A 12,891-nucleotide genomic window follows, 5' to 3' on the forward strand; every position below is an offset into this window, starting at 1 on the left:
TGCGTTTGGATTGCAAAGCGGAGAACTGTCGATGACTCAAATTGAGAAGACTGCCCTTGCTCGGCTGGACCGGGAGGGCCGCCTGCTCAACGCAGTGCTTAAGGGGCCGACCGGCAAGCCGGGGCGTTTCGGTTTTCGGGGCGACATCGCGCTCAAATTTCAGGAGCAGCTGGCCGACGAGAAGCGCCCGCCGGATTTTTCCATCGAGCAGGTGCTCACCTTCGCGAACGAAGGCGAAGCGACGATCCCGATCCTCGCCGGCTATCTGCATAATTTCGCCTATCTCGAAACGGCCCACGCAGTGATCGGCGATCTCCTCTCGCCGACCGGCGCTTACTTCATGTTCTGCAACAATGTCGACCTGCTCGCGAAATTCCGAGTCAAGCTCGGCGAGATCACCTACAACGTGCTTCCCTGCGACGAGTCGACGGTGTGGAAGGAGATGATGGATCTCGCCATGGTCGACAAGAACGACATCAAAAAGCTCGATACCGGCGGCAAGCTCGACGTGCTTCTCGACACCGCGCTGAAATTCAACGACGCTTACGAAGTCATCGCCTATCAGCAGGGCGTCGAGCGTATGGAGCCAGTCAAGAACCGTAACGAAAACCGTCCGGTTTAACGTGTCGCTCGGTGGGTCCGACCGCCGGTGAATAACGACCGGCGTCGACCGACCTCTGCTCCATTCGATTCATCGAGAAGATGGGTTAAACGCAATAGGCTTTGAGGAGAGACGCGCAAAGACCCGGGTCTCCTCCTCTCCCTCGCTGCGCCTTCCGCAGGACCTTTCCCCTGGGGAGAGGAGGGGCCGGATCATGTCCGTTATTCGCCTGCGCATTCGCCTTCCTCGGCGTCTTCGTCGATATCCTCCGCCAGCGTGACGCCAATGACGCAAATGTCATTGTCGACCACTGCGAGATCGACAGGGACGAGGCCGCGCCCCTTGCACGGGCCCTCGATGCACATGCCGGTGCCGAGTTCGAACAGCGCGCCGTGCTTGCCGCACATCAAGCGCAGGCCATAATTGGGTTCGAGGAACGTATTGCGCTCCCAGTCGAGATTGACGCCGTCATGCGGGCATTTGTTCACATAGCCGAACACTTGCTTGCCCCAGCGCACGACGACGATCGGGAACGGCTTCTCCTCGCCATTGTCGTCGAGCCGGACAAGATTGAAGCCCCGCGCCTTTTGGCTCGGAATGTCGCTCATCGCGCAAATGGCGTAGACGATGACGTCCGAAATTCCGTCCGTCAGTTCGGTCGTCGTCCCTTGCTCGCTCATCCGATCTTCTCCTGCCTGTGAGGTCCGCGCCGCTTCGCCAGCAGCAATGCGTTTGCGGAGAGGGAAAACTCCCGCCACGCTGCAGCGATGTCCTGCATGATGACCTGCATGTAGTCCTTAGACAGCTTGTGCTCGTCCGGGAAGTTCGACAAGGCGCAGGACGTCTGGTTGAAGGCGACAACGTCGTCCATGATCGACTGCATCAATTCGCCGAACGGCTTTTGGATGCGCGGCGTCAGCGACGCGCGGCCGCGTTCGACCGCGACGTCGTCCATGTCGAAGTGAAGAGTCTCCAGCAGGCGCAACGCTTGCTCAAAAACCTCCTCCATCGCGCCGAGCACGGCGACTTGCGTGAGATTGTCGCGCTCCTGTGAGGCCAAGGCGCGATTAAGGCGGCGGCGATAATTTTCAAAGACGTCGTCGGATCGGGCGTCGACCCAGGCGGAAAATCGCGCCAGACTCGCCTCGTTCAAAGGCAACGCCCCGAAGGGCGCGTCGTCGGTTTGCCCCTTCTTCGCGTCGAGCGCCGCCATGGCGCGGTCGATGCGCCGCGCAGCGTCCACCGCGCCTTCGAGGTAGCCGGCGTTGCGCGCCGCGGTCTCGGAACCGCCGAGATAGAGCTTCTTATCCCACAGCACCCGGCGCAACAGCGGATTCGCCATGTCGCCGGAACCGTCTCCGTGATGCTGCGCGCGGTCGGCGGCGCTGCAGGTCAGTCGTTCCTTCGCCCAATCTTGATAGTGAATGTGCATCGGCTCGATATTGCGCCCGAACACATTGCATATTTGACTCTCGAGCAGCACCGGCAAACCGACGCCAAACGCCTCGCGCAAGTCGGCGTCCAGGGCGAGAAAGCCGCCGAGAGCATGAAGTCCCGCCGCCAAGTCGCAGGCGTCAAAGATTTCGCCGATCACGGCTTGCTCATGGGTGACGAAAGCGGAGCCGGAGAGGTCTTGCTCACGCCAAAACGCATCGCGATATTCCAAAGCGACTTTCGCCTGCGCCGCCATCCAGGTCTCGGCGCCGAGCATCGCTTGATCCGTCGCCTCATCCAAAGGCGGGGTGAAGCTGACGGTTTCGCGCAGCATGCGAGGCGGCAGCGCCAGAACGGCGCGGGACGCGGTGATCTCCAGCGGCTCCTCGCCAGTCTTGAAGGCGAGCGCCACATGGTCGCCGCAGTCGCGCAGGCCCGCCAGCTCGTGGCCAAGATGCACAACGTTCGCTGGCACTGCGGCGACTAAGGCCTCTATCAAGGTCGCCATCCCGCCGTGCAGGCGCCGAGCGTCGTCGTAGAGCCGCTTGTCGGCGATGCGTTCGGCGCTTTTCTCAGCCTCCCGCAAATGCAGCACTATGCCTTCGTCATGCTGCGCGAAGTCGCGCAATCCCAGTTCTTTGACGAGATGCGTAATCAGCGGCTGCGTGTTTGGCCAAAACCAGGTCGGACCGAGATCCAAGCCGCCGCCGTCGCCGCGCGCCACTGTGAGAATGCGCCCGCCAAGGCGATCGCGCGCCTCGAAGATCGCAACCTCTCGACCGCGCAGGTGGAGCTTTCGCGCCAGCGCCAATCCGCATAATCCGCCGCCGATGATCGCCACGTCCAACATGTTGCGTCGTCCGCTCCCTGTTCGACGCAATGAATAGCAATTAATGTGCAAGATTTTCGGCGACGCGCCGGCGCCTGACGGTTTCGGGCGTCATGGCACGAAAATTGAACCTCCCGGCTGGAGTTCTACAGCTAAGGAGTCGAAGATGAATCTGGCCACCGAATTCGCCAACTGCTCGCCGGACGAGTTGAAGGAGTTGCTGAGCGGCGGCACGTTGACCGTCTATTCCGTCGCCCGCCCGGCGACGGCGGACATAGCGGTCGACCGCAGTGGCGTGCTGACGGTCTTTACTTTCGCTTCGCCGGCATTCGGTCCCGCCGCAGACGGCGTTGAGACGCCCTTGTTCGTCGCCGATTCCGTTCCAGCGGCCACGACCGGCACGCCCGGATTCGCGCGCGCACGCAAGGCCGACGGCACAGTGGTCGCGGATTTTTCCGCGGGCAGCGGCGATCGTGAAATCAAATTCGCTGAAGTCTCCTGCTCGCCCGGCGCCCCGGTGAAATTGGTCAAATTCACCATCAAGCAGGCCGATTGGCCGGAGCGGCCTGACTATTACGGCACGCGTCCGCGTTCCGGCTATCCCCTGCCCGTCGCGCCGTGACGTAGGCAACGAGCGCTATTGTGAACTTGCAGACAAGAGGTCCGACCGATGGCTGAAACCCTGACCGGCGCGCTCGTCAGCGCGGCATGGCTGGCCGAGCATCTAAGCGACAGCGACATTCGCATTCTCGACTGCACATGGCATCATCCCAGCACCAATCTCGATGGCCGCAATCAATATCGCGGCCGGCATTTGCCGGGCTCCGTCCATTTCGACATCGACCATATCGCCGATCCCAATTCCGATCTGCCGCACATGCTGCCGAGTGAATCGGACTTCGCCAAAAAAGTCGGCCTGCTCGGCGTCGGCGACGGCGATCGCGTGATCGTCTACGACCGGCTCTTCGGCGGTTCGGCGGCGGCGCGCGTGTGGTGGATGTTCCGCGTCTTTGGCTACGACAATGTTGCAATGCTGGACGGCGGATTCAACCAATGGGTCGCCGCCAAACATCCAGCGGAAATGTCGCCGGTGCGTCCGGAACCCAAGACCTTCACGCCGAAGTTCAGGCCTGAACTCGTCTGCAGCTTCGATCAAATGAAGAGCATTGTCGCGAATGGCGGCGAACAGATCGTCGATGCGCGCGGGCCCGGCAAATTCGACGGCTCGCAGGCCGATGTTTTTCCCTTCAAGAAACTCGGGCATATGCCGGGCGCCGTGAACGTGCCTTGGGCCGATCTGGTCGATGCGCAGACCGGCGTGCTCCTCGAAGCCCAGGCATTGCGCGCGCGATTCGAAACCGCCGGCGTCGATCTTGGCAAGCCGATCGTGACCACCTGCGCCTCGGGCATGACGTCCTGCATGGATGCATTGGCGCTCTATCTCCTCGGACGCGTCGATGTTGCGGTCTACGACGGATCATGGGCGGAATGGGAACGCGCCGAACAAGCGGCGGCGGCGGCAGCTTAAGAGGAGCGCAACGCGTGAGCGGACTCGACGTCCATCAACTCGAAACGGGAGCAGAATATACTCTCTCCGCGGCGCCGGACCGGACGCGCTTCACGCTCCACAACAAGGCTGACGGGATGATCGCCGAACTGCGCGACGACGACGCGGCGCGCTTTCTCCAGGACTACGACGAATTGAAACTGCAATATCCCGACTGGAATGCGGATAGGCTGCTCGCCCAACTCTGGGATCAGGGCGGCTACGGCTGGCTCGCGCAACAGGAAGAGTGACGATGACGACTCTCGTGAAGATCACCGAAGATGGACGAAAACTCGAAGTGAAAGGCTTTGCACTCTATCTTGACGGGGCGCTCGAAGCCGTCGATCTCACCGAGGTGAAGATGCACCCCGCCAAGCGAAAAATCTGGTCGATCATGCCGGATGCCACCCATGTGGCCGGCCGCGTTGCGCTGAACGCGGAAGAGACGGCGATCGTCAAGAAGGCGCTCTCCGACGCTCAGGAGATGATGCTGGCCGATCCGATTGCAATCGCCGAACGGTTCCGCATCGCCGCCATGTGGAAAGCGCGGGAACAGGGAATCGAGTGACGCACTGAGCTTTGCGTTGTTGCGAGCCCCCGGATGGAGGCTCGCATTCTAACTCAGACCAGCGCTAAGTCTTCCGTCGCATGCGTCTGACAATTGGTCGGACACACACGCGCGCAGGCGCCGCAGCCGATGCAGGCGCCGATGTCGTTCATCACCATGATTTTCTTTTCGACCTCTTCGTCCTCATCGTCGTCGAGCGCAACCAGTTCGCCGTCCTCGTTCAAACCTTTCAGCGTCATCACGTCGCGACCGCACACCTTGAAACAGCGTCCGCAACCAATGCATTTGGCTGGGTCGATCGCAACAAGGTATTCGGGACACCAATCACGCCCATCGCGCGTCGCTTGTGACATGGCCGTATGCTTTCTTTCTCGAGTTAGACCGTCTCCAGGGACTTCAGCTTCTCGCGCTTCTTTTCCAGTTCGGCGAAGGCTTCGTGCGCCGTCTGCGCAACAGCCGGGATGTTGGTCCAATTGATCGGCAACTCTTCCGAAAGATCGTGCAGATCCATTTTGGCCTGCATGGCCCTTGCCGAGAGCTTTTTGATTTCCGCCTTAAGATCGTCGATCTCGCTCATTGCTCGCCTCAGTACTTTGCAACGTCTGGAAATTTTTCGATCATCTCGACGCCGGACTGGACATATTTGTCGCCTTCCGCCGCGAGCTTCTCGAAACTGTCGAACCCGAACCGGTGAACGTCGCGCAGCTGCTTGTTGACGACAATCAGACGTCCTCCGATCAGCACCATACGGCCGAAGCCTTCGTGGCTCATCTTCAGCATGGGCGAGATCATGACGCCGGTTGCGCGTTCGACGGAGAGCGCGACCGCGTTGAAGAAGAGCTCCATGCGCCAGATCGTCTCGGGGTCGGGATCGCCGATGATCGGCAACGCGCGGCGCGCTTCCTTGTCCAGGATATAGGGAGCCAAGAGATCGAGATCGCTCTTGGTCTCCCAGGTTCCATGCGTGTCCTGGGCGCGCCAGATCTTGATGAGCTCCTTCATGAAGGGAAGCTCGGCGACCGAAGTTTTGTCCAGCACGGCAGTAGATTCAGACATATGTTTTCTCACTCTTCGAAATCGAGGACGCGCTCTTTTCCCTTGGTCAACGCCTTGCGCAGCCATGGCGGCGGCACGCCTCTCAGCACTTCCTGAAGCTTGTCGAGGAGTTCTGAGATGGGCTCTGGCTGATTGACCTTCATCGGATGGATGTTGTTGGCGACGACGCGCGCCGCGCCTGAACCGCCGATTGCGGCGACGTAAAGAATGGCGCAATCCTTGATCGCGTCGATCTTCGGCGCGAGCTTGTCCTCATTGCCGTCTTCCTTGAGATCGCCGTCAAATTGGATGGCCTCGACGAATACGTGACCTTCCGGGCCGATCTCGTAGATCGCGATGTTCTTGGCCCAGCCGAAATGGGCGTCGACGCGTTTCAAATCCTGGGTTGCGAATGCGATTTTCATAGCGCCTCCGTTTTCGCCCCTAGTGCGAGGTTGCGGCGTGCGACGCGCCGACGCCATCGCGCCAGCTGTCGGGTGTCGGTTCGTGGTTGTCTTCGTGATCGGCCATCAGCAGATTGCTGATGTCGAAGATCAGATCGCGCGCGCCGCGGTAGCCGACCATCAATTGATGCCCGCCGCCGAGTCGGTCGAACATTGGAATGCCCATCCGAAAGAAGGGTATCTTCAAGCGAGAGGCCGCTTGCCTTCCGTGCGAATGGGTAACCATCAGATCGCAATCCTTGGCCTTCGCCAAATTTTCGAGATCTTCGAGATCGCCGATCATCACCTCTTCGGTCGGCAATCGTTGGAGCACCGGCGACTGCGTGGTCGTTACCGCGACAAGAAGTTGCGCACCCATTTCGGTCAGCAGACCGCCGATCTCGTTGAGGAGGTCCGGTTCGGCTCCCACAGCGAGTTTGCGCCCGCCGATGTGGAAATGACCGTCCAGCATCGCGTCGACGAGCTGGCCGCGCTGGCGACGATATTTCATCGGCGCGGGTCGGCCGCTGATCTCTGTCAGGAACGCCATCAGCGCATCATTGGCCTCGAGACCGCACAACCGCTCGAACAGCCGGAACGGGACACCGGTCTTCTGCTCCATGGCTTCGGCGGCGCGCTGCATTTGCGCGCCGATCGCGATCGTCCAGCCGGCCTGACCCATCATCGAGATTTCTTCGACGCCGACGCCGCCGATGGTCGTCGGGGTGAAATCGTCCGGTATGTGGCCGTCAAGCGAACCGGCGAGATCGGGCAGAAAAGTCGGCTCCAAGCCGAAATCCTCGATGATCGTGCGCAATTCATCGAGATCGCCGGGCGTCAAATGGCAGCCGGGCAGCACGTTGATCTTTGTTGGATCGCGGCGCGCCGCGCTCTTTGGCGCATCGACCATCGTCTCGACGATGCGTGTCACCGTCTTCTCCCAGCCGTCCTGGAAGGCGTCCTTAAAGTCAGGCGTCGACACGTAGACGATCGGCAGATGCGCGACCGCGGCGTTCTTCTCTCGAATAAGCTTGATGTAGCCGTCGACGTCGTCGCCCTTGGTCTCGGTGACGCCGGTCGAACAAATGCCGATGATCTCCGGCTTGGTGCGGTTGTAGATGTTGAGCACCGCCTGCTCGACATTCTCATAGCCGCCGAGCACCGTCGCGACTTCGCTCATCGCGGTCGTCTGCATCGGAATGGCTTCTTTGAAGTGCCGCGTGAACAGCACAAGGCCAAAAGAGGTGCAGCCCTGCGAGCCATGCAGCAGCGGCATGGCGCCCCGCAGGCCCATGAATGCAAGGGCGCCGCCGATCGGCTGGCTCATCTTGAGCGGATTGACCGAGCAGGCCTTCTTGCTGACGGTGACGGTCGCCATCGCGCTACTCCGCCGCGATCGCGTGAGAGGCTGAGACCATCTGCTCGAGGATTTCCTCGATGCGCACCGCGCAGGCGCCACAGCCGCCCGAGGCGTTCGTCGCTTCGCGCACGCCCTCGACCGTCGAGAGATTGTTTGCGAGGATCGCATCCTCGATCACCCCGAGTTCGACGCTCTTGCAATTGCAGATCTTTTTCGCGCGGCGAGCCTCTTCCGCCTTCACGGGGTCGGCGGCGAGCGCCGCCGCCTCGGCTTCCGCCTGCGCCATCGCACGGCTTTGCCAATTTTCTCCCGCTTTTTCCCAAGGAGCCGGCTTGCGCACCTGCGCCCAAACGGGATTGTAAAGCGCCTTGTCGATCTCTTCGACGAGCTTCACCATGCCGACATAGCCCATATAGGCGTGATGCCGCTCCTGGTTGATGTCGAGCCAGGGCATCGAGGCTTTCAGCGCGATGAACTGCGAGCGGCCGCCGGAGAGCATGATGTCGGCGCGCGCGTCCTTCAGCATCTTGTACATTTCGCGCGGCGTCATATCCTCGATCATATGAGCGTCCTGACCCATCAGCTCCTTGATGCGCTCTTTGTCTTCCTTGGTCGACTTCTTGACGGACGTGCCGACAAGTTCAAGACCGGCCTCTTGAAGCGCGGCGACGACCGACCAGGATTTGACGCCGCCGGTGATCAGCAGCACTTTTTTTCCTTGGAAGCGCGGTTTGTATTTGGCGATCGCCGCCCAGGCCTTGGCCTCTTCCCGAGCAATCAGCGCCTCGGTTCTATCCATCAGTTCAGCGGGCGCGCCGCGCTCGATCAGCATGCGCGCGATCTCGCGCAATGAGTCGCTGCTATCCTCAATGCCGTAGAAGGAGCCTTCAAAGAAGGGGATGCCGTAGCGCTCCTCCATCTTACGCGCCACATTGATCATCGCCTTGGAGCAGACCATCATCGCGGCCTTGGCGCGATGGGAGGAGGCGACCTCCTTATATTTTCCGTCGCCGGAAATGCACGCCATGATGCGAATACCGAGTTCGTCGAGCAGCGGCTTCACCTGCCACAATTCTCCGGACAGATTGTATTCGCCAATGATATTGAGGTCATAGGGCGTCGTATATTCCGGCTCTTCGGTGCCGATCACATGTTGCAACAGCGCCTCGCCCGCAAGCTTATTGCCGAGATTTTTCGGCCCGACGAAGCCCGGGGAGTTGATCGGAATGACCGGCTTGTTGAATTTCTCGCGCGCCGCTTTGCATACCGCGTCGATATCGTCGCCGATCATTGCGGGCACGCAGGTCTGATAGACGAAGATCGCCGGCGGATCGTATTTCTCGATGATCTCGCGGATGGATTTGAACAACCGCTTCTCGCCGCCGAACACCACGTCCGTCTCGTTAATGTCGGTGGTGAAACCGGTCCGCCATAGATTGGAGCCGGAAGACTTCGCGCCGCGATTGTCCCACGAATTGCCCTCGCAGGCGATGGGACCGTGAACGAGATGAGCGACGTCGGTTAAAGGTTGAAGGGCGATCTTGGCGCCGTCAAAGGCGCATCCCCCGGCCGCGCCGCCCGGCTGCAATTGTTTGGTGCAGCCCTTCTTGCGCTCAGCTTCCGACTTGTTCGCATTCTTGCCGCAGCCCGGCTCGTTGAAAACGTCCTGGATCGTGGCCGAAAGCGAACTCATGCCTCTTCTCCTTCACGTTGCGACCGTGTCACCGAAAGCAAGTTGCGGCTCCCGCCACAAAAGGCGGGAGCCACATCGTCTTAGCGGATGATGTCGAAGCTATAGTCGCTCTTCGCCGGCACGTTGGTGGTGGCGTCGATCGATTCGAAAATACGATCGAGGATCCACACCAGAACGTTCAACCCGCCCTGATAGCCCCACACCGGATAGCGGTGGTGGTGATGGCGATCGAAGATCGGGAAGCCGATACGGATCAACGGGGTGCCCGTGTCGCGCTCGAGATATTTCCCGTAGGTGTTGCCAATCAGGAAATCCACCGGCTCGGTAAACAGCAGCGAACGCATGTGCCAAAGATCCTTGCCGGGATAGACGTGGCAATTCTGCCCGAAGGGTGAGGAGTCGAGCAGCTTCTGCACCTTCTCCGCCCACGCCTTGCCGCCGTTGGTCGCAAGAATATGCGTCGGCTCGGCGCCAAGCTCCAAAAGGAAGCCGGCGAGGCCGAGGCACAGATCCGGATCGCCGTAGATCGCGAATTTCTTGCCATGGATGTGGGCGCTCGAATCAGCGACCGCGTCAACGAGACGACCGCGTTCGCGCGCAAGCTCTTCAGGGATCGGCTTGCCGGTGATGCGCGACAACGTCATCAGGAACTTGTCGGTCGCAGAAACGCCAACCGGGTGATTGAAGGCGGCGACTTCCTGACCATGCGCGGCGATCAGCGGCAGCGTCTTCTCGGTGCAATATTCCTGCATCGAGATCGTCGCCTTGGCGTGGATCGCATTCGCGGCGTCTTCCAGCGTCGTGCCGCCGTCATACATGCGGAACTCGCCGTCGGTCGGCGTGTCGAAGACCTCGCTGTTGTCGGCGAGGATCGTGTAGTCGATCCCCATCAACCCGAAGATGCGCTTGACTTCGCGAATATTGCCGACCGTGTAGCCGTCGAAGCCGCCGATGAAGTTGATCTTCTCATTCGCCGTGCGCTCGAGCTTGGGCGCCGTGCCGGCCTTGCCGTCCCAGAAGTGCTCGATGATGCCCTTCAACGCATTGTCGTAGCCGGTGACGTGGCTGCCGACGAAGGCAGGCGTGTGAGCGAAGGGGACGTCGTATTCCGCCGGAACCGAACCCTTTTCCTTCGAGGTCTTGATGAAGGCGTTGAGATCGTCGCCGATGACTTCCGCCATGCAGGTGGTCGAGACGGCGATCATCTTCGGCTTGTACATGTTGTAGGTGTTGGCCAGGCCGTCGATCATGTTGTTGAGGCCGCCGAACACCGCCGCGTCCTCCGTCATCGACGAGGACACGCAGGAACTCGGCTCCTTGAAGTGTCTCGACAGATGGCTGCGATAATAAGCGACGCAACCCTGCGAGCCGTGCACGAAGGGAATCGTCTGCTCGAAGCCGACGGCGGCGAAGACCGCGCCGAGCGGCTGGCAGGCCTTGGCGGGGTTAACCGTCAACGCCTCGCGCGCGAAGTTCTTCTCGCGATATTCGGGGGTCTTGGCCCATTCCCGAACGCGCTCCACCTCAGCCGGGTCGCGCGGGTTTTCGAACATCTTCTTTTTGTTCGCCAGCATCTGCTGGTACTCGGGACCTCTGAAGAGGTCGAAATGGTCTAGTACGTGTTCTGCGCTCTGCGGCATGGTCGAACCCTCGCGTCATGCGTTTTGGGGGGCCGGCGCGCGCCTTCGCAACGCGCCGGCGCTGGCTTATTCCGCGGCCTGGAGCAGCGGCTGTTCCTCGGCTTTCCATGGCGCCTTGGTCATTTTCCAGACCGGCGAGTTGATCGCCATGTCCATGTCCCGCGCAAAGATCGCGAAACCGTCATAGCCATGGTAGGGACCCGAATAGTCCCAGCTGTGCATCTGGCGGAAGGGCACGCCCATCTTCTGGAAGACGTATTTTTCCTTGATGCCGGAGCCGACGAGATCGGGCTGGATCTTCTCAACGAATTTTTCGAATTCGTAGCCGGTCACGTCGTCGTAGATCAGCGTTCCGTCCTTGACGTAATGCTGGGCGGTGCGCTGATAGTCGTCGTTGTGGCCGAATTCATAGCCCGTGCCGACGACTTCCATGCCGAGGTCTTCGTAAGCGCCGATCACGTGCCGCGGACGCAGGCCGCCGACGAACAGCATGACCGTCTTGCCTTCCAGACGCGGCCGGTATTTGGCGATCACCGCGTCCATCAACGGCTGATACTTCGCGATGACCTGCTCGGCGCCTTCCTTGATCTTGTCGTCGAAATAGCTGGCGATCTTGCGCAGCGACTCGGCGATCTTGCTCGGGCCGAAGAAGTTGTATTCGCACCACGGAATGCCGTACTTTTCTTCCATGTGGCGCGAAATGTAGTTCATCGAACGATAGCAATGCAGAACGTTCAGCTTCGCCTTCGGCGTCGCTTCGAGTTCCGCGAGGCTGCCGTCGCCCGACCATTGCGCGATCACGCGCAAGCCCATCTCTTCCAGCAGAATGCGTGAGGACCAGGCGTCGCCGCCGATGTTGTAGTCGCCGATGATGGCGACGTCATAGGGCGTGGGTTCGAAGCGCGGCGCGGCGTCGGGAGCGATTTTGTCGAACACCCAATCGCGGATCGCGTCGTTGGCGATATGATGGCCGAGCGATTGAGAGACGCCGCGGAAGCCCTCGCAACGCACCGGGACGATGGTCTTGCCGTCATATTCCTTCGACTTGGCCTTCGACACCGCTTCGATATCGTCGCCGATCAGGCCGATCGGGCATTCCGACTGAACGGTGATGCCGTTGTTCAGCGGGAACAGCTCCTGGATCTCGTCCATGATCTTGGCGAGCTTCTTGTCGCCGCCGAAGACGATGTCCTTTTCCTGGAAGTCGGAGGTGAACTGCATCGTGACGAAAGTGTCGATGCCGGTCGTGCCGATGTAATAGTTGCGGCGCGCCGCCCAGGAATATTGGCCGCAGCCGACCGGGCCGTGGCTGATGTGGATCATGTCCTTGATCGGACCCCAGACCACGCCCTTCGAGCCGGCGTAAGCGCAGCCGCGAATGGTCATCACGCCGGGGATCGACTTGATGTTCGACTTCACGCCGCAATCCGGCTTGCCTTCCTGATGCACGTTGAGGTGCTTGGCGCGGCGCTTGGCGGTCTTCTCCGGATAAACCTTCAGAACTTCCTCGATGAGCGCTTTGTTGCGGTCCTTGATCTCCGCGACGCTCAATGTTGGCGAGACACTCATTTGATGGCTCCTCTTTGTTTCGCGATTTTCAGCTCGGCCTCCGGCATATGGGAGGCCGACGCTCATGCATTGAGGGTTAGGCGATGGCCTGGAGTTCGGCGGCGGTCTTGCCGATCTGGCTCTCGTCGACCGCCTTCATGATGCCGTGCTCCATCAGCATGTCTTCGAGCTCG

At 60.6% G+C, this 12,891-nt stretch carries 15 protein-coding genes and 1 pseudogene; 5 read left to right on the top strand and 11 right to left on the bottom strand.

The genetic code is table 11. The features are described 5' to 3' along the window. Positions 1-31: 31 nt before the first annotated feature. Complete coding sequence (locus QZ964_RS18570) at positions 32-622, top strand: hypothetical protein (RefSeq protein WP_292533445.1); 591 nt, start codon at positions 32-34, stop codon at positions 620-622. A 200-nt stretch (positions 623-822) separates the two neighbouring features. Here the strand turns inward: QZ964_RS18570 and QZ964_RS18575 are convergent, their stop codons facing one another. Continuing rightward, positions 823-1,281 carry a Rieske 2Fe-2S domain-containing protein gene (locus tag QZ964_RS18575; RefSeq protein WP_292533446.1) on the bottom strand — a complete coding sequence of 153 codons (459 nt, stop codon included), beginning with the start codon at positions 1,279-1,281 and terminating at the stop codon, positions 823-825. After that, positions 1,278-2,885, bottom strand: coding sequence for an FAD-dependent oxidoreductase (locus QZ964_RS18580; RefSeq protein ID WP_292533447.1), 1,608 nt, complete (start codon positions 2,883-2,885; stop codon positions 1,278-1,280). Before QZ964_RS18580 ends, QZ964_RS18575 begins: the two co-directional genes overlap by 4 nt. 145 nt (positions 2,886-3,030) lie before the next feature. Here QZ964_RS18580 and QZ964_RS18585 point away from each other — a divergent pair, with 145 nt between their 5' ends. From QZ964_RS18585 to QZ964_RS18600, 4 genes are read left to right on the top strand one after another with little or no spacing between them, the layout of a single operon-like run. Continuing rightward, positions 3,031-3,486: a hypothetical protein gene (locus QZ964_RS18585; RefSeq protein WP_292533449.1), complete on the top strand. Its 456-nt coding sequence runs from the start codon at positions 3,031-3,033 to the stop codon at positions 3,484-3,486. 48 nt (positions 3,487-3,534) lie between these two features. Continuing rightward, complete coding sequence (locus tag QZ964_RS18590; RefSeq protein ID WP_292533450.1) at positions 3,535-4,392, top strand: sulfurtransferase; 858 nt, start codon at positions 3,535-3,537, stop codon at positions 4,390-4,392. Between the two features lie 14 nt (positions 4,393-4,406). After that, the gene (locus tag QZ964_RS18595) at positions 4,407-4,661 is read left to right on the top strand and encodes a hypothetical protein (protein ID WP_292533451.1); all 255 of its coding nucleotides are present in this window, start codon (positions 4,407-4,409) and stop codon (positions 4,659-4,661) included. A 2-nt stretch (positions 4,662-4,663) separates the two neighbouring features. Continuing rightward, positions 4,664-4,978, top strand: coding sequence for a hypothetical protein (locus QZ964_RS18600; RefSeq protein WP_292533452.1), 315 nt, complete (start codon positions 4,664-4,666; stop codon positions 4,976-4,978). 53 nt (positions 4,979-5,031) lie between these two features. Here the strand turns inward: QZ964_RS18600 and fdxB are convergent, their stop codons facing one another. The 9 genes and pseudogenes from fdxB to nifH all read right to left on the bottom strand — a co-directional run. After that, positions 5,032-5,331, bottom strand: a complete 300-nt coding sequence (gene fdxB, locus QZ964_RS18605) for a ferredoxin III, nif-specific (protein WP_292533453.1) — start codon at positions 5,329-5,331, stop codon at positions 5,032-5,034. Positions 5,332-5,354: 23 nt separating this feature from the next. After that, positions 5,355-5,555, bottom strand: coding sequence for a CCE_0567 family metalloprotein (locus QZ964_RS18610; protein WP_292533455.1), 201 nt, complete (start codon positions 5,553-5,555; stop codon positions 5,355-5,357). Positions 5,556-5,563: 8 nt separating this feature from the next. Continuing rightward, positions 5,564-6,034: a NifX-associated nitrogen fixation protein gene (locus QZ964_RS18615; RefSeq protein WP_292533456.1), complete on the bottom strand. Its 471-nt coding sequence runs from the start codon at positions 6,032-6,034 to the stop codon at positions 5,564-5,566. Positions 6,035-6,042: 8 nt separating this feature from the next. Further along, a complete protein-coding gene (nifX, locus tag QZ964_RS18620) occupies positions 6,043-6,438 on the bottom strand; it encodes a nitrogen fixation protein NifX (RefSeq protein WP_292533457.1) in 396 nt (131 codons plus the stop codon). Between the two features lie 19 nt (positions 6,439-6,457). Then, positions 6,458-7,834 (bottom strand): nitrogenase iron-molybdenum cofactor biosynthesis protein NifN, encoded by a 1,377-nt coding sequence (nifN, locus tag QZ964_RS18625; protein WP_292533459.1) that lies wholly within the window; start codon positions 7,832-7,834, stop codon positions 6,458-6,460. A gap of 4 nt (positions 7,835-7,838) precedes the next feature. Beyond that, complete coding sequence (gene nifE, locus QZ964_RS18630) at positions 7,839-9,509, bottom strand: nitrogenase iron-molybdenum cofactor biosynthesis protein NifE (RefSeq protein ID WP_292533460.1); 1,671 nt, start codon at positions 9,507-9,509, stop codon at positions 7,839-7,841. 80 nt (positions 9,510-9,589) lie between these two features. After that, positions 9,590-11,149, bottom strand: coding sequence for a nitrogenase molybdenum-iron protein subunit beta (nifK, locus tag QZ964_RS18635; protein WP_292533461.1), 1,560 nt, complete (start codon positions 11,147-11,149; stop codon positions 9,590-9,592). A 66-nt stretch (positions 11,150-11,215) separates the two neighbouring features. Next, on the bottom strand, positions 11,216-12,718 hold the full coding sequence (gene nifD, locus QZ964_RS18640) for a nitrogenase molybdenum-iron protein alpha chain (RefSeq protein ID WP_292533463.1): 1,503 nt from the start codon (positions 12,716-12,718) through the stop codon (positions 11,216-11,218). A 76-nt stretch (positions 12,719-12,794) separates the two neighbouring features. Further along, a pseudogene (nifH, locus tag QZ964_RS18645) lies at positions 12,795-12,891 on the bottom strand (nitrogenase reductase); the annotation flags it as partial.

This window comes from Methylocystis sp., from assembly GCF_021731785.1.
Lineage (GTDB): Bacteria > Pseudomonadota > Alphaproteobacteria > Rhizobiales > Beijerinckiaceae > Methylocystis.